General features: G+C 57.0%; 22 protein-coding genes. 17 read left to right on the plus strand and 5 right to left on the minus strand.

Translation table 11 applies throughout. The features are described from left to right. Positions 1-29: 29 nt before the first annotated feature. The 4 genes from HV242_RS21955 to tusA all read right to left on the minus strand — a co-directional run bounded on the left by HV242_RS21955 (position 30) and on the right by tusA (position 3,253). Complete coding sequence (locus HV242_RS21955; protein WP_014172020.1) at positions 30-1,316, minus strand: TRAP transporter large permease; 1,287 nt, start codon at positions 1,314-1,316, stop codon at positions 30-32. A 10-nt stretch (positions 1,317-1,326) separates the two neighbouring features. Continuing rightward, entirely contained in the window at positions 1,327-1,836 is a 510-nt protein-coding gene (locus HV242_RS21960) for a TRAP transporter small permease (RefSeq protein WP_014172021.1), read from the minus strand. 11 nt (positions 1,837-1,847) lie between these two features. Beyond that, positions 1,848-2,819: a TRAP transporter substrate-binding protein gene (locus tag HV242_RS21965; protein ID WP_014172022.1), complete on the minus strand. Its 972-nt coding sequence runs from the start codon at positions 2,817-2,819 to the stop codon at positions 1,848-1,850. Between the two features lie 191 nt (positions 2,820-3,010). Continuing rightward, positions 3,011-3,253, minus strand: coding sequence for a sulfurtransferase TusA (gene tusA / locus HV242_RS21970; RefSeq protein ID WP_020884537.1), 243 nt, complete (start codon positions 3,251-3,253; stop codon positions 3,011-3,013). 166 nt (positions 3,254-3,419) lie between these two features. On the opposite strand from tusA, the gene HV242_RS21975 reads away from it, so the two are divergent. Next, positions 3,420-4,085: a 7-cyano-7-deazaguanine/7-aminomethyl-7-deazaguanine transporter gene (locus HV242_RS21975; protein WP_020884536.1), complete on the plus strand. Its 666-nt coding sequence runs from the start codon at positions 3,420-3,422 to the stop codon at positions 4,083-4,085. 72 nt (positions 4,086-4,157) lie between these two features. Further along, positions 4,158-4,715, plus strand: coding sequence for a DcrB family lipoprotein (locus tag HV242_RS21980; protein ID WP_014172025.1), 558 nt, complete (start codon positions 4,158-4,160; stop codon positions 4,713-4,715). A 4-nt stretch (positions 4,716-4,719) separates the two neighbouring features. Here HV242_RS21980 and HV242_RS21985 read toward each other — a convergent pair whose 3' ends face one another. After that, complete coding sequence (locus tag HV242_RS21985; protein WP_050737702.1) at positions 4,720-5,937, minus strand: MFS transporter; 1,218 nt, start codon at positions 5,935-5,937, stop codon at positions 4,720-4,722. Positions 5,938-6,081: 144 nt separating this feature from the next. Between HV242_RS21985 and HV242_RS21990 the strand changes: the two genes are divergently transcribed. The 15 genes from HV242_RS21990 (at position 6,082) to HV242_RS22060 (ending at position 18,943) form a co-directional block, all read left to right on the plus strand. After that, positions 6,082-7,131: an AI-2E family transporter gene (locus HV242_RS21990; RefSeq protein WP_014172027.1), complete on the plus strand. Its 1,050-nt coding sequence runs from the start codon at positions 6,082-6,084 to the stop codon at positions 7,129-7,131. A 322-nt stretch (positions 7,132-7,453) separates the two neighbouring features. Next, a complete protein-coding gene (locus HV242_RS21995; RefSeq protein WP_044867739.1) occupies positions 7,454-7,843 on the plus strand; it encodes a hypothetical protein in 390 nt (129 codons plus the stop codon). A gap of 67 nt (positions 7,844-7,910) precedes the next feature. Continuing rightward, positions 7,911-8,975 (plus strand): methyltransferase, encoded by a 1,065-nt coding sequence (locus HV242_RS22000; RefSeq protein WP_050737703.1) that lies wholly within the window; start codon positions 7,911-7,913, stop codon positions 8,973-8,975. A gap of 64 nt (positions 8,976-9,039) precedes the next feature. Continuing rightward, entirely contained in the window at positions 9,040-9,762 is a 723-nt protein-coding gene (locus HV242_RS22005) for a beta-ketoacyl synthase chain length factor (RefSeq protein WP_025202836.1), read from the plus strand. Beyond that, positions 9,759-10,574, plus strand: coding sequence for a lysophospholipid acyltransferase family protein (locus HV242_RS22010; protein ID WP_050737704.1), 816 nt, complete (start codon positions 9,759-9,761; stop codon positions 10,572-10,574). Before HV242_RS22005 ends, HV242_RS22010 begins: the two co-directional genes overlap by 4 nt. Beyond that, positions 10,555-10,812 (plus strand): phosphopantetheine-binding protein, encoded by a 258-nt coding sequence (locus HV242_RS22015; protein WP_020884530.1) that lies wholly within the window; start codon positions 10,555-10,557, stop codon positions 10,810-10,812. Before HV242_RS22010 ends, HV242_RS22015 begins: the two co-directional genes overlap by 20 nt. A gap of 13 nt (positions 10,813-10,825) precedes the next feature. Then, positions 10,826-11,077: an acyl carrier protein gene (locus HV242_RS22020; protein ID WP_014172033.1), complete on the plus strand. Its 252-nt coding sequence runs from the start codon at positions 10,826-10,828 to the stop codon at positions 11,075-11,077. A 6-nt stretch (positions 11,078-11,083) separates the two neighbouring features. Next, positions 11,084-11,671 (plus strand): COG4648 family protein, encoded by a 588-nt coding sequence (locus tag HV242_RS22025; RefSeq protein WP_050737705.1) that lies wholly within the window; start codon positions 11,084-11,086, stop codon positions 11,669-11,671. Continuing rightward, positions 11,664-13,025: an AMP-binding protein gene (locus HV242_RS22030; protein WP_050737706.1), complete on the plus strand. Its 1,362-nt coding sequence runs from the start codon at positions 11,664-11,666 to the stop codon at positions 13,023-13,025. The genes HV242_RS22025 and HV242_RS22030 overlap by 8 nt, the downstream gene beginning before the upstream one ends. After that, positions 13,012-13,365, plus strand: coding sequence for an ApeI family dehydratase (locus HV242_RS22035; RefSeq protein WP_050737707.1), 354 nt, complete (start codon positions 13,012-13,014; stop codon positions 13,363-13,365). Before HV242_RS22030 ends, HV242_RS22035 begins: the two co-directional genes overlap by 14 nt. Continuing rightward, a complete protein-coding gene (locus HV242_RS22040) occupies positions 13,356-15,047 on the plus strand; it encodes a glycosyltransferase family 2 protein (RefSeq protein ID WP_050737708.1) in 1,692 nt (563 codons plus the stop codon). Before HV242_RS22035 ends, HV242_RS22040 begins: the two co-directional genes overlap by 10 nt. Before the next feature lie 3 nt (positions 15,048-15,050). Next, positions 15,051-15,473: an acyl-CoA thioesterase gene (locus tag HV242_RS22045; RefSeq protein ID WP_014172038.1), complete on the plus strand. Its 423-nt coding sequence runs from the start codon at positions 15,051-15,053 to the stop codon at positions 15,471-15,473. Next, on the plus strand, positions 15,470-16,075 hold the full coding sequence (locus HV242_RS22050; protein ID WP_025202832.1) for an outer membrane lipoprotein carrier protein LolA: 606 nt from the start codon (positions 15,470-15,472) through the stop codon (positions 16,073-16,075). Before HV242_RS22045 ends, HV242_RS22050 begins: the two co-directional genes overlap by 4 nt. Beyond that, entirely contained in the window at positions 16,044-18,368 is a 2,325-nt protein-coding gene (locus HV242_RS22055) for an MMPL family transporter (protein WP_050737709.1), read from the plus strand. The genes HV242_RS22050 and HV242_RS22055 overlap by 32 nt, the downstream gene beginning before the upstream one ends. Continuing rightward, positions 18,365-18,943 carry a DUF3261 domain-containing protein gene (locus HV242_RS22060; protein ID WP_014172042.1) on the plus strand — a complete coding sequence of 193 codons (579 nt, stop codon included), beginning with the start codon at positions 18,365-18,367 and terminating at the stop codon, positions 18,941-18,943. The genes HV242_RS22055 and HV242_RS22060 overlap by 4 nt, the downstream gene beginning before the upstream one ends.

Consider the following 18,943-nt stretch of genomic DNA (forward strand, 5'->3'; position numbering starts at 1 on the left):
CTCCCACCGGGAGAGGGCGGAAAACGGCGTCACTGCATCCCTAACACGCGCGGCAGCCACAGCGAGATGGCCGGGATGTACGTCACCATCGCCAGCACCACCAGCAGCATGCCGTAAAACGGCAGCATGGCGCGAACCACATGCTCGATTTTCTGTTTACTTACCGCACTCGCCACAAACAGCACCGAACCGACCGGCGGCGTAATTAGCCCGATCCCCAGGTTCACCATCATGATCATCCCAAAATGCACCGGATCGATGCCCAGCGAATTGGTTACCGGCAACAGCACTGGCGTCAGGATCAGGATGATCGGCGCCATGTCCATTAACGTGCCGATCAGCAGTAGCATAATGTTGAGATACATCAGGATCACGTACTTGTTATCGGAGAGCGAGGTGAAGAACTCGGTGATACGGCTCGGGAGCTGCATGTAGGTCATCACCGCGCCAAACGCCGCCGCAAAGCCAATCAGTATCATCACGATGGTGACGGTTTTCACCGTCCTGCACATCAGCTTCGGCAGTTCGTTCCATTTGTAGTCCCGGTAGATAAACATGGTGACAAAGAACGCCCACAGACAGGCCACAGCAGCGGATTCCGTTGCGGTAAATATCCCGGACAGTATCCCACCGAGAATAATCACCACGGTCATCAGCCCCCACAGCGCGTCCAGCGTGATTTTCAGCGCCTGCTTAAAGGGAATTTTTTCCCCTTTCGGGTAGCCACGTTTGCGGGCAAAGCCCAGACACATTGCCATCAGGCTTACGCCGAGCAGCAGCCCTGGCAGCACCCCCGCGATAAACAGCGTCGCGATAGAGACCGTCCCGCCTGCCGCGAGGGAATAAATTACCGAGTTGTGGCTGGGCGGGATCAAAATCGCCTGTACCGACCCGCTGGCGGTCACCGCCGCCGCATAATCGCGCGGATAGCCCTTCTTCTCCATCTCCGGGATCATTACGCTGCCAATGGAGGCCGTATCCGCCACCGACGAGCCGGAAATCGCGCCGAAGAAGGTGGAGGCCACAATATTCACCAGCGACAGCCCACCGCGAATAAAGCCAACAAACACGTAGGCGAAATTGACCAGCCGTCGGGCAATCCCCCCTTCCGCCATAATCGCACCCGCGAGAATAAAGAAGGGGATCGCCAGCAGCGTGAATTTATTCACCCCGCTGGTTATCTGAATCATCAGCGCCTCGAGAGGTAAATCTATCCACAACGCGCCCGCGACGGCGCTTAGCCCGACGGCAAAGGCCACCGGCATCCCCAGCGCCAGCAAAATGGCGAGGGTGAATAACAAAACGAATGCATCCATTGTTCACCCCTTAACTGTGGTTGCCGATCAGCACGACGGGACGGTTTTCCTGCGAGCCAAACAGCAGGCGCTCAATCACAAACAGGATCAGAACGGCAGAGCCCACCGGCAGCGGCAGATAGCTCTCGCCGGAGGTCAGGACCGGAAATTCGGCGACCGGTTGCTCCCAGAGTTCGACGCACAGCCAGTAGCTGTACCAGAACATCAGGCCAGCGATCAGCAGCATCAGCAGATCAACGGCCCGTGCGCAGACGGTTTTTAACGGCCCGGGCAGCCGGTCGGTGAGCATATTCACCGCAATGTGCGAACCGGCACGGTAGCTGACCGCCGCGCCGATAAAGGTGAAGGTCACCATGCAGATGATGGCAACCGGCTCCGGCCAGGATTCACCGCGGTTAAGCACATAGCGCGAAAAAATGCCGATGGGGATCACAATCGTCATCACCAGCAGCGAAATGCCCGCCACGGCCATCGCCAGCAGGTAGAGACGGTCCATCCACTTCAGATAGAGTTCGGACATACGTACTCCGGTTACTTGACGTCAGCGATGGCTTTCATCAGATCCTGATGCTTTTCGCCATACTGGGCGCGCACCGGCTCTGTGGCTTTGATAAATACCGTTTTGTCGATCTCGTGGAACTGCACCCCGCCAGCCTTCATTTTTTCCAGCGCCTGGGCGTTATAGGCTTCCCACAACTTACGTTGTTCAAACTGGGCTTCACGGGCCAGGGTCAGGATCTTTTTCTGCTCGTCGGCGCTGAGTTTGTCCCACTTCACTTTTGAGTAGAGCAGCATTTCCGGGGTGATAAAGTGGCCGCTGAGGGTGTAGTTTTTGGCGACCGGCATATAGTTATGCGCGACATAGGTCGGTGGATTATTCTCCGCGCCGTCAATCACGCCGGTTTGCATTCCGCTGTAAACTTCGCTTACCCCCATTGCCACCGCGTTAGCGCCCATATCTTTGAGCGTCGCCAGCGCCACCGGACTGCCCTGTACGCGGATTTTCTTCCCTTTCAGATCGTCGGGTTTAACAATCGGATCTTTGGTGATCAGGTTGCGGGTGCCGGAGTCCATCCAGCCGAGGAACACCAGTCGTGATTTCGGGTTGGCAGTTAGCTTATCGCCAATTTGCTTGCCGATATCCCCGTCGATCACTTTGTGCATGTGGTCTTCATCGCGGAAAACGTAGGGCAGCGTGAAGACTTCGATATCGGGCAGGATGGCCGCCACCGGCGCCATCGAGACGCGGATCATATCGATCGCCCCCATCTGCGCCTGCTCAATCATCTGTTTTTCATCCCCCAGCACGCCGCCGGGGAAGACCTTGATCTCCAGCTTGCCGTCGGTTTGTTGTTTGAGTTTTTCACCCATTTGCTGAACCGCCACCACGTTCGGGTAGCCTTCAGGGTGCACATCGGCGGCTTTGATGGTTTGCGCAGCGACAGAGCAGGCAAAAGCGGAGAGGCACAGGGCGGCCAGTAACGGCTTGAGGGTCGTTTTCATCGGGTCAACTCCAGGGTAGTGAGATAAGCGTTAAAACAGTGTTTTATTTTTGTACGCTTAAAAACTAGACTACGGCCGGAAAAGCGGAGGTGAAGCGCCTCACAAAAGCGTGAAATTTTGAAACGATGGTTTAGAAAGGTTTTCTCCCTCTCCCGGTGGGAGAGGGTCGGGGTGAGGCCATCAGGCCACATTTACCCCTTACGGATCACATACCGGTACGGCAGCGTTTCGGTCTGCTGTGCCACCAGCTCATGTTCCATAAAGGTACAAAAACCGGGAATGTCGCGGGTGGTGGCGGGGTCGTCGGCGATGATCAGCAGCGTCTCACCGGTCTGCATGTTGCGCACGGTTTTACGTACCATCATTACCGGCTCCGGGCAGCGAAGGCCCTGAGCATCAAGGGTGTGGTCTGGGCTGGAAAACAGATCGGTCATGTTCTTCTCGGTCAGGTAAAAACGGCTGTAGTTTACGCCCCATCGTCGGCAATGCAACCAGGTTAACGATTGCGTAAAAACTAACCATTGCAATGTCCGGCCAAAGCAGTATCATGCTGCGGTTTTTATTGGGTTCCCTCACCCCAACGTATAAAAAGGTTACAACATGATGCAGTTTTCTGATTCGCAGCGCGTTAAAGCGTTGTTCTGGCTTTCGCTTTTTCATTTGCTGGTGATTACCTCCAGCAACTATCTGGTGCAACTCCCGATCTCCATCTTTGGTTTTCATACCACGTGGGGTGCGTTCAGTTTCCCGTTTATTTTTCTCGCCACTGATTTGACCGTGCGTATTTTCGGCGCACCGCTGGCTCGCCGCATTATTTTTGCGGTCATGCTGCCGGCGCTGTTCATTTCGTACGTGATCTCTTCCCTGTTTTATATGGGAAGCTGGCAGGGGTTCGAGGCGTTAACGCACTTCAACCTGTTTGTTGCCCGTATCGCCTCCGCCAGCTTTATGGCCTACGCGCTGGGGCAGATCCTCGACGTTCACGTGTTTAACCGCCTGCGTCAAAATCATCGCTGGTGGATGGCACCCACGGCGTCCACGCTGTTCGGCAACGTCAGCGACACGCTGGCCTTCTTCTTTATCGCATTCTGGCGTAGCCCGGACGCATTTATGGCCCAGCACTGGATGGAAATCGCCCTTGTGGACTACTGCTTCAAGGTGCTTATCAGCATTGTGTTCTTCCTGCCGATGTACGGCGTCCTGCTGAATATGCTGCTGAAAAGACTCGCAGATAAATCTGAAATCACAGCATTGCAGGCTGGTTAAGGGTTCGCTTTATCAGTTGTGATAAGATGAGCCAATCAGCCGTTATGGCCGTTTATCGAAAGGAAGAAGTTAATGCGCAATCTGGTTAAATATGTCGGGATTGGCCTGCTGGTTGTGGGCCTTGCAGCCTGTGATAACAGCGACACGAAAACGCCTGCTCAGGGCGCGTCTGCAGAGAGCAACGCCACCGGTCAGCCGGTGAGTCTGCTGGACGGTAAACTCAGTTTCTCTCTGCCAGCAGATATGACTGACCAGAGCGGCAAGCTGGGTACCCAGGCGAACAATATGCACGTTTACTCCGATGCAACCGGGCAGAAAGCCGTTATTGTGATTGTGGGCGACGACACCAGCGAAGACCTGGCCGTCATGACCAAACGTCTGGAAGATCAGCAGCGCAGCCGCGATCCGCAGCTGCAGGTCGTGACCAATAAATCTATCGAACTGAAAGGCCACACGCTGCAACAGCTGGACAGCATCATTTCAGCAAAAGGTCAGACCGCTTACTCTTCCGTGGTGCTTGGTAAGGTCGATAATAAACTGCTGACCCTGCAGATCACCCTGCCGGCGGAAAATCAGCAGAAAGCGCAGACGGCTGCTGAAAACATCATTAACACCATCGTGATCCAGTAATTCTTCACGATGATGACGTGGCCTCCGGTGCCTGCACCGGGGGCCATTTTTTTAGCCGCCATGTCAGCATCAATGCGATAACCACCAGACCCGCCGCGGCAAGATAGATTACCGGTACCCCTGCCCACGCCATCACCAGCCCCGCCAGCGGCCCGGTAATGCCCAGCGACATGTCCATAAACACCGTGTAGGTCGCCAGCGCCGACCCCTGGTTCTGCTGCGGCACGGCTTTTACCGCGACCACGCCGAGTGCCGGGAAGACCAGCGAAAAGCCAGCGCCGGCGAGGAAAACGCCCATTTTCGCCATCCACGGTGCGGTGGCAATCCCGGTCAACACCAGCCCGACAATCTCTACCACAAAGCAGATCAACGCCACATTCAGTCCCCCCAGACGGTTGATACCGTTCGGGAAGAGCAAACGCGCGCCGACAAACGCACAGCTAAACAGCGTCAGGGCAAAGGCTGCGCCGTCCCAGCCTTTGGCGTCATAGAAGAGAGTGATGAACGTGGCGATCACGCCGAAGCCGGTGGTTGCCAGCGCCAGCGCCATACCATAAGGCCAGACGCGCCCCAGCACCGCCCTGAACGGCAGTGGCTTGCCTTTGCTGGCCTTCACCTTCGGGCGCGGCAGGGCAAACAGAATCGCGAGCAGCGCGACGACCATAATGGTGATAGCCAGCCCGGATAGCCCGCCATAGGCATAACAGATCACCCCCAGCGGTGCGCCCAGCGCCATTGCGCCGTAAGTGACGATACCGTTCCACGAGATCACCCGGCCAATATGGGACGCACCCACCACACCCACGCCCCACAGCGTCGAACCGGTGCCCGCCAGACTTTGTCCAATACCCAGAATCACACGCCCCAGACAGAGCAGCGCCAGGCTGACCAGCGGCCAGTGGCTGGTGGTGGCGGCCAGCAGGTAGCCCAGACCACTCAGAAAACAGCCGCAGAGCCCCACAACGACGATGCGCTTTGGCCCAAAGAGATCCGCATAGCGCCCGGCATGCGGGCGGCTCAGGAGCGTGGCGAAATACTGCAGGCTGATGACCAGCCCCGCCCAGAATGCGCTAAAACCCATGACGTCATGGACATAGCCCGGCAACACCGCCAGCGGCAGGCCAATCGTCAGATAACTGGCGAAGTTAAAAATCACAACGGAAACAATGCGCAGATTGAGGCGCAATCCGCTCAGCGCCGGTTCGGCGGCATGCTCTGGCATGGGGTTTAACCTGAATTTTTACAACAGTGTTTCACTATTACCACGGCAGGATAAGAAAATCAGCACTGACTTTCAGATTATCGGCTCCAGACGAAGCGGCCGCCGGGCACTACACTTAACGGGCTATCACATTAAGGAACCCGCATGATACCGAACCAGTCCGACAAAGCAGGACTTCACATCTTATTAAAACTCGCCTGCCTGGTGGTTATCCTTGCAGGTATCCATGCTGCCGCTGACATCATTGTCCAGCTCCTGCTGGCGCTCTTTTTTGCCATTGTGCTTAATCCGCTGGTGACCTGGTTTTTGCGCCGGGGCATCAGCCGTCCGGTGGCCATTACTATCGTGGTCATCGTGATGATGATTGCCCTGACGGCGCTTTTCGGCGTGCTCGCGGCGTCGCTCAGTGAATTCTCCACCATGCTCCCGCAGTACAACAAAGAGCTGACGCGTAAGATCGTTTCGCTTCAGGAGATGATGCCTTTTCTTAACCTGCATATCTCACCCGAGCGGATGTTACGCCGCATGGATTCAGAGAAGGTCATGACCTACGCCACCACCCTGATGACCGGCCTTTCCGGCGCGATGGCCAGCATCCTGCTGCTGGTGATGACGGTGGTGTTTATGCTGTTCGAGGTCCGCCATGTTCCTTATAAGCTGCGCTTTGCGCTGAATAACCCGCAAATTCATATTGCGGGTTTACACCGGGCCCTGAAGGGCGTGTCCAAATATCTGGCCCTGAAAACGCTGTTAAGCGTCTGGACCGGGGTGATTGTCTGGCTGGGACTGATGCTGATGGGCGTGCAGTTCGCGCTGATGTGGGGCGTACTGGCGTTTCTGCTGAACTATGTACCCAACATCGGCGCGGTGCTTTCCGCCGTGCCGCCGATGATTCAGGCGTTTCTGTTCAATGGCTTTTACGAATGCATGCTGGTGGGGGCGCTGTTCCTGGTCGTGCATATGGTGCTGGGCAATATCCTTGAGCCGCGCATGATGGGCCACCGTCTCGGAATGTCGACGCTGGTGGTGTTCTTGTCGTTGCTGATCTGGGGATGGCTGCTGGGACCGGTCGGGATGTTACTGTCAGTACCGCTGACCAGCGTGTGTAAGATCTGGATGGAAACCACCAAAGGTGGCAGCAAACTGGCGATCCTGTTGGGTCCCGGGCGACCGAAAAGCCGATTGCCGGGATAACGGGTCCCACAACGCGTCACTGTGCAACACACCGAAAATTACCGCGACGCTCACCGCGCGGTAATTTTCATTTTCGCTAAGGAGGATTTCGCGTTATTTATCCCGCCCTAATAAATGAATTGTCATGCAAATATTTATTTAACGCAAATTACATGACATATAATTCTCACCCTTTCGTTTCAATGCATTACATCTCCCCTCACATAAAATAAATACCCACTTTTATATCGACAAAAATTATCCTCATTAGCGATAATACTCCGCCAAAATATAATTTTTAAAATTACTGATTTAAATTGTTATTATTGATACGGAGTTGTTGATGAAAAAGATCATTAAATGGTTTGCTGCTGTTGCTGTCGTCGGCGCACTGGCCGGTTGCGCGCGTACCGCCCCAATCGATCAGGTTCACGCTACTGTCAGTACAGGCCACACCGCTGAGCAGGTGAAAACCGCCATTCTGAAAGCAGGCCAGAAGCGCGACTGGATCATGAGCGAAGCGGGCCCGGGCGTAATTAAAGGCCGTCTGCAGGCACGCGACCACTCGGTCGAAATCCGTATTCCTTATTCTGCGACAAACTATTCAATTAATTACGAAAGCAGTATGAACCTGAAAGCCGCCGACGGTAAAATCCACAAGAACTATAACCGCTGGGTTCATAACCTCGACCACGATATTCAGATGAACCTCTCTGCAGGCGCCGCGCTGTAATATTTTCCTCATGTCGGGCCGACATGGCCCGATAACGTTTTTCTCGGCCTCATAAGGTTACGCACGCATGTACGAAAAGGACACCCTCAACGCGCTGGACGCCATTACCGAAGCGCAACGCATCGCTTTTGCGCCGATGCTGTTTCAGACCGCGCGTTGTCTGCGTAATTCGGGCGTGCTTTCCTGGCTGGATAAAAAAGGGAAAGCAGGGGCAAGTCTCGAGGAAATAACCGAAAACAGTACCCTGAGCAGTTATAGCGTAAGCGTATTGCTGGATATGGGATTAAGCGGGCGGATCGTTACCTGTAAAGAAGGGCGCTATTTCCTGGCAAAGGTGGGCCATTTCTTATTGCATGACACCATGACTCGCGTGAATATGGATTTCACGCAGGATGTTTGTTACCAGGGGTTATTCCATCTGGCCGATGCCCTGCAGGAAGAAAAACCGGCGGGATTATCCGTGTTTGGCAACTGGCCAACCATCTATCCGGCATTATCACAATTACCCGCGCAGGCAAAAGAGAGCTGGTTCGCTTTTGATCATTACTATTCTGATGCCGCTTTCGACGCGGCGCTGCCATATATATTCGCAAGCTCGCCGACAAAATTGTACGATGTGGGCGGAAATACGGGTAAATGGGCGTTACGCTGCTGCCGCTATGACGACAATGTTGCCGTGACGATCCTTGACCTTCCACAGCAGATAACGCTGGCGCAGGAAAACATCGAAAAAGCAGGTTTATCTCATCGCATTGGCTTCTATGCTGTCGATATGCTTAGTCATGCGACATTGCCGGGTGAAGCCGATATCTGGTGGATGAGCCAGTTCCTGGATTGTTTCTCTCCGGACCAGATTGTCGCCATGTTGACTCGCGTTGCACAGGCTATGAAGCCCGGCGCGCGACTGTGCATCATGGAACTGTTCTGGGATGCCCAAAAATTTGAAGCCGCCTCATTCAGCCTGAATGCTACCTCGCTTTATTTCACCTGTATGGCGAACGGCAACAGCCGGTTTTACAGTGTAGAGAAATTTTATCACTACCTGGAGCGGGCCGGTTTCCACGTAGAACAGCGGCTGGACAACCTTGGGGTAGGTCATACCCTATTGATTTGTCAAAAAATTGAACAATAGAGCAGTTGAACTGCCCGGCAGGCTTGCCTGTCTTTTAATGATGGTTTTCCGCGGACGCGCGTAGATGAAATTTTCACTGAACATAATTGACTGGCAGGCAAGAGCGCCAGGCCTGAGCGATGCCGCAGAGTGGCAGGCGTGGTCACGCCAGCACCTTACCCTCGACCCGGCTGCGCCGCTGCCTAAGCTTACCGAACTGCCGATGATGACCGCGCGCCGCCTCAACTCGGGCAGTAAGCTGGCGGTAGACCTTGGACTCACCCTGCTTCGCCGCCACACGATTGATGCCGTTGTCTATTCCAGCCGTCATGGCGAACTGGAGCGTAATTTCCGCATCCTGCACTCCCTGGCGACCGGTCAGGCCGTCTCGCCGACAGACTTTGCCATGTCCGTGCACAATTCGGCGGTGGGCAACCTGACGATCACTGCGCGACACCCCATCGTCTCGTCTTCTGTTTCTGCGGGGCTGGACACCTTCCAGCAGGCATTATGTGAAGTGTTGAGCCTGCTTCAGGCGGGCTATTCCCGCGTCTTGCTGGTCGATTTTGACGGCGCCCTGCCCGATTTTTATCATCCGGGTTTACCGCCGCAGATGCCTACCTGGCCCTACGCACTGGCCCTGGTGATTGAAGCCGGGAGCACACTGCAGTGCGAAACCCGCAGCGGCAGCACGGGTGAAGAACCTCCCCTGCCGCAGAGCCTGATGTTCCTGCAACGGTACCTCCGCGATGAACGGCAGTTTGTGGTTTCAGGCGAACGTCTGCTGTGGCAATGGACACGCGAATGAGCCGCCTGACTGCCCGTATCAACTGGTTATGGCGTCTGATGATGACCGGCTTCTGCTTCGTGCTGTTTGGCACGGGCGGGTTGCTGCTGTCGCTGGTGTGGTTCAATCTGCTGTTGCTGGTTCAGCGCGACCGCGCCAGACGCCGTCGCCTGGCGCGTCGCAGTATCGCGGCCAGCTTCCGCTTTTTCTTACATGTCGCCCGTGGCACCGGGGTACTGGACTATCGCATTCACAATCTTGACGCCCTTCGCGGGGACCGTGGTTGTCTGGTGGTGGCCAATCACCCGACGCTGATTGATTACGTGATCCTGGCGTCCGTCATGCCCGAAACCGACTGTCTGGTGAAAAGTGCGTTGCTTCGCAATCCCTTTGTCAACGGCGTCATTCGCGCAGCGGATTACCTGATTAACAGCGAAGCGGAAACGCTCCTCAGTGCAAGCCAGCAGCGTCTGGCCCAGGGCGACACGCTGTTAATCTTTCCGGAAGGCACACGAACCCGGTCGGGAGAGGCAATCTCCCTCCAGCGCGGCGCGGCAAATATTGCCGTGCGCTGCCACAGCGACCTGCGCATCGTGGTGATCCACTGCAGCGAACCTCTGCTGGATAAAAAAAGTCACTGGTACGACGTACCGCCCGTAAAACCTGTTTTCACCGTAGATGTTCGCGATCGCGTGAATATCGACGCTTTTTACGATGCGAAGACACAAGAACCGGCACTGGCGGCAAGGCAGTTAAACCGGCATCTGCAGCATCGATTAACATCAGGCCTTCAATCTTTGTCAGGAATTAATGATGCAAGCGCTTCATCTTGAAATTAAAAATCTCATCATCACCACGCTGAATCTGGACGAGCTTACCGCCGAGGATATCGATACCGATGCTGCGCTGTTTGGTGATGGACTGGGTCTCGACTCTATCGACGCCCTCGAACTTGGCCTGGCCGTGAAAAACCAGTATGGCGTGGTGCTGTCTGCCGAAAGCGAAGAGATGCGTCAGCACTTCTTTTCCGTCGCCACGCTGGCTTCTTTTATCAACGCTCAACGCGCCTGAGATGTGATCCGTTATGACTGAACAAGAAACCATTTATCAGGAAGTCTGCGAACTCCTGGCTACGCTGTTTGAACTCGACCCACAGGAAATCACGCCTGAGGCTCGCCTGTACGAAGATCTGGATCTGGACAGTATCGATGCAGTGGACATGATTGTTCACCTGCAGAAGAAAACGGGGACGAAAATCAAACCGGAAACCTTCAAATCTGTCCGTACCGTGCAGGATGTGGTTGACGCTGTCGCTCAGCTTTTGCGCGACGAGTAAACCACCGTGCCTGGAGGACGAGCGTTTCCGGCAATCCCACTCCTGACGGGAGTCGTGTTGCTGGCGTGGCCATTCCTGATTGGATTGGGGCTGACGCACAACGGTCTGCACTGGCTGTTGCCGCTGATGGCCCTGGTGCTGGTGCTGCGTCTGCATCAGGCGCGGCGAAACGCAGGCCCGATGCGGTATGTGGTGCAGTGCATTGCGCTGGCAGGCCTGGCGCTCTGCGCGGCGAGCTATCTGCTGAAAGCGCATCAGTGGCTGCTGCTCTATCCGGTGGTGGTTAATCTCGTGATGCTGACCGTGTTTGGCGGCTCACTGTGGACAACCATGCCGCTGGTTGAACGGCTGGCACGTCTGCGTGAACCGAATTTGCCTCCGGCGGGTGTGCGATATACCCGTAAGGTGACGCTGGTGTGGTGCGGGTTTTTCCTCGGTAACGGTGCGATAGCCCTGTTTACCGTGCTACACGGCGATATGCATGTCTGGACAGTGTGGAACGGTATGGTGGCTTATTTTCTGATGGGCACGCTGATGGCGACAGAGTGGCTGGTGCGTCAACGGGTGATGAAAAAAGAGAAGCTCGATGAATAAACCCCTCCCGCTGGGCCTGTGGTTAAATGCTCCACGCCCTGACGACACGCCGATCGCCTGGCTTGACGATCGCACCTGGACGCTGGGTGAGTTGCGCCACGATGTCACCTTGCTGGTAGAAGTATTGCGACAGCAGGAGGGTGAACGCTGGGCGCTGTGCTTTGAAAACAGCTACCTGTTTATTGTTGCGCTGCTGGCCTCACTGCATGCCGGTAAAACCCCGGTCATTCCAGGCCATAGCCGGGTCTCTCTGCTCGACGAACAGCAGTCGCTGTTTAGCGGTGTCCTGAGCGATCAGACGCTGGATATTCAGGGAAAGGTCATTGTGGTAACCTCCTCCCCCCAGACCGCGCGCCAATGGGCACCGTTGCCCGTCATTGACGACGCGCGCTTTGTTGAGCTTTTTACCTCGGGCTCCACGGGCACCCCACGCCGGGTCATTAAGCACATCACCAGCCTGGACCGTGAAGCATGCCTGCTGGCGAACCGTTTTGGCGAACGCCTGGCGGGCTGCAGCATTGTGGCCTCGGTCGTACCACAACATCTCTATGGCCTGACGTTCCGCATCATGTTGCCAATGGCGATGGGGCTTCCGCTGCACGCCGCCATGCTCTATTACGCTGAGCAACTGGCGGCACTCCCTCACGACAGGCAGTACCTTTTTATCAGCAGTCCGGCATTCCTGAAACGGCTGGATACCGAGCTGACTGCCCCTCCCGTCGTGATGCTGATCTCCGCCGGGGGAATGCTGCCCTGGTGCGATGTCACGGAGACCCATGGCTGGCTTAACGTCTGGCCGGATGAAATCTACGGCAGTACCGAAACCGGGATCCTCGCCTGGCGGCACCGTCAGGCGGACAGCGTACCCTGGTTCGCCTTCCCCGGCGTGGTGTTCCAGAGTGAAGGGGAAATCTGCCGCGTGACCTCCCCGCTCATTCACGAAGCCGCAGGGTTAGAGCTGGACGATATCCTGCACTTCGACAGTAACGGTTTTTTTAGCATTGCCGGACGTCGTGGTCGGGTGGTCAAAATCGAAGAAAAGCGTATCTCACTGAACGAGATTGAACGTCGCCTGCTGGAGCTTGAGGGCATATGTGAAGCCGCAGCATTACCGGTCACCCGCGGAGGTCGTCAGGGTATAGGTGTCCTGCTGGTTCTGGATGAGAAGACCCGTCAGCGCTGGCATCAGCAGGGCAAAAAAACGCAGGAACTGGCCTGGCGCCGCGCCCTGCGGCCCTGGCTTGAGCCGGTCGCTGTCCCCCGCTACTGGCGCATTATCGATGCGATGCCGGTAAACAGTATGAATAAGCGTGTCTATGCGCAGTTACAGGAGTTGTTTCATGAAAATTCATGAAATCGAACGCCACCAGGCACAGCCGCAGCACCTGGAAATCGTTTTGCATCTTGACCCCTCCCTGTTCTGGTTCCAGGGGCATTTTGCCGTACAGCCGTTGCTGCCAGGTGTGGCACAGATTGACTGGGTCATGCACTACGCCACCACGCTGCTGGCACCGGGTTACCGTTTTCACAGCATCCAAAATGTGAAATTCCAGGCCCCTCTGCTGCCGGATACCACGGTCACGCTGGTCCTTAACTGGCATGCCGAACGTCAGATACTGACCTTCAGCTACCAGCGCCATGCCGGTGACAATCGCCATACTGCCAGCAGCGGGAAGATTCGCCTGTGTCAGTAACCTTCCGCCCCTGCGTGCTGATCCCGTGCTACAACCATGGCGCGATGATGGCAAAGGTACTGTCGCGGCTGGCACCGTTCGGCTTGCCCTGTCTGGTGGTCGATGACGGAAGTGACGAGCAGACGCGCCGTATTCTGGAGCGTCTGGCCGCCGGGCAGCCCCAGGTTACGCTGGTACGTCTGGCGCAAAACGCAGGTAAAGGTGCCGCGGTCATTAAGGGGCTGGAAGAGTCGGCCCGCGCGGGCTATACCCACGCCGTACAGGTGGATGCCGACGGCCAGCATGCTATTGAGGATATCCCCAAAATGCTGGCTCTGGCTGAGCGTCACCCGGAGGCGCTGATATCTGGCCAGCCCATTTACGATGATTCCATTCCGCGCTCCCGCCTCTACGGTCGCTGGATAACGCACGTCTGGGTATGGATTGAAACCCTGTCCCTGCAACTTAAAGACAGCATGTGCGGTTTTCGGGTCTACCCGGTCTCGCCCACGCTGCAGCTGGCCGCACGCGTATCGCTTGGTAAACGTATGGACTTTGACACCGAAGTAATGGTCCGTCTCTACTGGCAGGGCAATACCAGCTATTTTCTGCCGACCCGCGTTACCTATCCGCCGGACGGGTTATCTCATTTCGACGCGCTCAAAGACAACCTGCGGATCTCGCTGATGCACACCCGGCTGTTCTTCGGCATGCTGCCCCGCATTCCCGCCCTGCTGTTTCGTCGTCGCCGCCAGCACTGGGCGCAGCAGGACGAGGTGAAAGGCCTGTGGGGTATGCGCCTGATGCTGCGCGTCTGGCAGCTGTTTGGCCGCCGGGCCTTTACCGTGCTGCTGTGGCCGGTTATCGGGGTGTACTGGCTTACGGCCCGACCGGCGCGACAGGCTTCACAGCAGTGGACAGCACGAGTGAAGCAGGTGCTGACGCAGCGGAACATGCCTGTTCCGCCACGCCTTAACAGCTTTTTCCATTTTATGCGCTTCGGTAACGCCATGCTGGATAAAGTCGCCAGCTGGCGCGGCGAACTGAAGTTTCATCGTGACGTGGTCTTTGCTCCCGGTGCGTATGACGTGCTGGATGCTGACGCATCGCAAGGCAAACTGCTGCTCGCGTCGCATCTTGGCGATGTGGAAGCCTGCCGGGCACTGGCTCAGCTGGAAGGCAGCAAAGTCATCAACGCGCTGGTCTTTAGCGATAACGCGCAGCGCTTTAAACAGATCATGACCGAGATGGCCCCCCAGGCGGGGGTTAACCTGATGCCCGTGACGGACATTGGCCCGGATACTGCTATCGCCATCAAAGAGAAGCTTGAGCGCGGTGAATGGGTCGCCATTGTGGGCGATCGCATAGCGGTCACGCCACAGCGCGGCGGCGACTGGCGGGTGATCTGGAGTTCGTTTATGGGACAGCCCGCCCCGTTCCCGCAAGGGCCGTTTATTCTCGCCTCCATTCTGCGCTGCCCGGTGGTGCTGATTTACGCCCTGCGTCAGCAGGGTGCGCTCACGATACACTGCGAACCATTTGCCGACCCGCTGCTTCTGCCACGCGGGGAGCGCCAGCAGGCGCTGCAACAGGCCGTCGATCGCTATGCACAGCGGCTTGAGCATTACGCCTTAATGTCACCGCTCGACTGGTTTAATTTTTTCGATTTCTGGCACCTGCCGGATGCCAAAGAGAAGGAGTAAAGGGTGCTGACCGATCCCCGCTTTACGACCGAAGTAGAAATCACCGTTCCGTTCCACGATGTCGATATGATGGGCGTGGTCTGGCACGGCAACTATTTCCGCTACTTTGAGATTGCCCGCGAGGCGCTGCTCAACCAGTTTAACTACGGTTATCGCCAGATGAAGGCGTCAGGCTATGTCTGGCCGGTAGTCGATACCCGGGTGAAATACCGCGATGCGGTGACCTTTGAGCAGCGCATCCGTGTACGCGCGCACATCGAAGAGTATGAAAACCGTCTGCGCATCGCCTATCAAATTTTCGACGCGCAAACCGGTAAACGCACCACCACCGGCTATACCATCCAGGTGGCCGTCGAAGAAGCCAGCCGTGAAATGTGCTTTGTCAGCCCGGCTATATTATTTGAACGAATGGGAGTTACGCCATGAGATGGTTGCCTGTGCTGGCACTGATGATCAGCCCGCTGGTGAGCGCCGTGACGCTGGATGAGCTGCAGCAGCGGTTTACCGGGCAACCTGTCGTGCGCGCGCATTTCGAACAGGTCCGGACGATTAAGGATCTGCCGCAGCCGCTGCGCTCGCAGGGCGAAATGTTGATCGCACGCGACAGCGGCCTGCTGTGGGATCAAAAAGCGCCTTTCCCCATGACGTTGTTGCTGGATGATAAACGGATGATCCAGACGATCAACGGCCAGCCTCCGCAGACCATTACCGCCGACAATAATCCGCAGATGTTCCAGTTCAACCACCTGCTGCGGGCGTTGTTCCAGGCCGACCGCAAGGTGCTGGAAGAGAACTTCCGCATCGATTTTCGCGATCTCGGTGAAGGCCGCTGGTCGCTGGTGCTGACCCCCACAACGACACCGCTGGACAAAATTTTCGCTACCCTCGATCTGGGCGGCGCGACCTACCTTGAGACGATTCGCCTCAACGATAAGCAGGGCGATCGTACCGATATCGTCCTTTCCCGCCACACACTGACGCCCGCCAGCCTGACCGATGACGAACGCCAACGCTTTGCCGCACCGTAAATCCCTGCGCCCGGCGCTGCTGTGGGCGACGGTATGCCTGATTCTGTTGGGTGTGTTGCTGTCGCTGCTGCCCGGCGCGCGCCTGAACAGCAGCGTACTGGCTATGCTGCCGAAGCAGACGCTCGGGGCAATCCCGCCGGCACTCAACGACGCGTTTATGCAGCGTCTTGACCGCCAGCTTGTCTGGCTGGTCAGTCCCGGTAAAGAACCCGATCCGCGGGTGGCGCAGCAGTGGCTGGATCTGTTGAAAAACAGCCATTCGCTCAGGGAGGTTAAAGGCCCGATGGACGCCGCCGGGCAAAAAGCCTGGGGCGAGTTCTTCTGGCAGCATCGCAACGGCCTGATTGATTCGGCCACCCGGGCCCGCCTGCAAAACGGCGGTGAGGCGCAGGCGCAGTGGATTTTATCCCAGCTCTACTCGGCCTTTTCCGGCGTGAGTGGCAAAGAGTTGCAAAACGATCCCCTGATGCTGATACGCGGCTCGCAGCTGGCGCTGGCGCAAAACAGCCAGAAGCTACGGCTGATGGACGGCTGGCTGGTCACCCAGGATGCCAGTGGAAATTACTGGTATATGCTGCACGGTGAGCTGGCGGGCTCATCGTTTGATATGCAGCAAACCCATCAGCTGGTAACCACCCTTACCGCCCTGCAGGAGACGCTGAAAACACGCTTTCCGCAGGCGCAGCTGCTCTCACGCGGTACCGTGTTTTACAGTGATTACGCCAGCCAGCAGGCAAAACGGGACATCTCTACGCTGGGCATCGTCACGATCCTTGGGGTTATCCTGCTCATCCTGGCAGTGTTTCGTTCCCTGAAACCCCTGCTGCTGTGTCTGATTTCCATTGCCACAGGTGCGCTGGCGGGTACGGTGGTGACGCTGCTGCTGTTTGGCGAACTGCATCTGATGACGCTGGTGATGAGCATGAGCATCATCGGAATTTCAGCGGATTACACGCTCTATTACCTCACCGAACGCATGGTGCACGGCGCAGAACATTCCCCGTGGCAAAGCCTGGCCAAAGTGCGTAATGCGCTGCTGCTGGCGCTGCTGACGACCGTTGCCGCCTACCTGATTATGATGCTGGCCCCCTTCCCCGGGATCCGCCAGATGGCGGTGTTTGCCGCGGTGGGGCTGAGCGCCTCCTGCCTGACGGTGATTTTCTGGCATCCCTGGCTGTGCCGTGGTTTGCCGGTGCGTCCGGTTCCGTTTATGGTCCTGATGTTGCGCTGGCTGGCCGCCTGGCGACGCAATAAAAAACTCTCTGTGGGCCTGCCTGTGGTACTGGCGCTGGTCTCGGCTGCCGGGCTTGCCACCCTGAAGGTCAACGACGATATCGCCCAGCTACAGGCGCTGCCCAAAGACATTCTGACGCAGGAGAAAACCATTACCGCCCTGACCGGGCAAGGTGTCGATCAGAAATGGTTTGTGGTGTATGGCGCATCGCCGCAGCAAACGCTGGAACGGCTGGAAGCCTTTACCCCGGCGTTAGCCCAGGCCCAAAAAGCGGGGGATATTACCCGCTGGCGGACCCTGCCCTTAAATTCGCTGGCGCGCCAGAAAAGCGATCTGCTGCTGTTGCAGCAGGCCGCGCCGGCCATAACGAACGCGCTGCGAAACGCGGGACTGAGCACCGTCACACCGAATCTGAACGCCATGCCCGTGAGCGTGGAGGCGTGGCTCGCCAGCCCGGCCAGCGAAGGCTGGCGTTTGCTGTGGCTGACCCTGCCTGACGGCGAAAGCGGTGTGTTAGTGCCGGTGGACAACGCCCGCAACAGCGCCGCACTCAGCGAAGTAGCCGCCCGTCATGCGGGCGTCATCTGGGTCGATCGCAAGGCCAGTTTTGACAGCCTGTTTGCGCTCTACCGCACGTTGTTAACGGGACTCTTGTTTGTCGCGCTGGCGGTGATTGCCTGCGGGGCGATGGTACGCCTCGGCTGGCGAAAAGGGCTTATCAGTCTGGTCCCGTCCGTGCTGTCGCTCAGCTGCGGGCTGGCCGCGCTGGCCGTCACGGGGCATCCGGTAAATCTGTTTTCACTGCTGGCGCTGGTCCTGGTGCTCGGCATTGGCATTAACTACACGCTGTTTTTCGGCAACCCGCGCGGTACGCCGCTGACGTCAATGCTGGCCATCACGCTGGCGATGATGACCACGCTGCTGACGTTAGGCATGCTCGTGTTCAGCGCCACGCAGGCCATCAGCAGCTTCGGTATTGTGCTGGTGAGCGGCATTTTTACCGCCTTCCTGCTGGCGCCGCTGGCGATGCCTGTTAAGAAAGAGAGAAAACGAAAATGAATGCTTTTTACCGCGCAGCCGCGCTGGTCGCGACGCTGCTGCTGGCAGGCTGTAGCCATTCGACCGATACTGAAGGGACACGTCCGCAGGCCTGGCTTCAGCCAGGAACCCGAGTGACGCTGCCGCCGCCCGGTATTACCCCGGCGGTCAGTTCGCAGCAGCTGCTGACCGGAACCTTCAACGGACAAACGCAGTCCCTGCTGGTCATGCTCAACGCGGATGATCACAAAGTGACGCTTGCCGGGCTCTCTTCCGTCGGTATCCGTCTGTTCCTGGCGACTTACGACGACACCGGGATCCACACCGAACAGTCGATCGTTGTGCCGCAGCTGCCTCCCGCCAGCCAGGTACTGGCCGATGTGATGCTCAGCCATTGGCCACTCAGCGCCTGGCAGCCACAACTGCCAAAGGGCTGGACGCTTAAAGACAAGGGCGATCGGCGCGAGCTACGCAATGCCAGCGGCAAGCTAGTCACTGACATTGTCTACCTGCAACGCAAAGGCAAGCGCGTGCCAATCAGCATCGAGCAACACGTCTTTAACTACCACATCACCATTCAATATCTGGGTGACTGA

Source organism: Enterobacter sp. RHBSTW-00593 (assembly GCF_013784105.1).
In the GTDB taxonomy this organism is placed as follows: Bacteria; Pseudomonadota; Gammaproteobacteria; order Enterobacterales; family Enterobacteriaceae; genus Enterobacter; species Enterobacter ludwigii.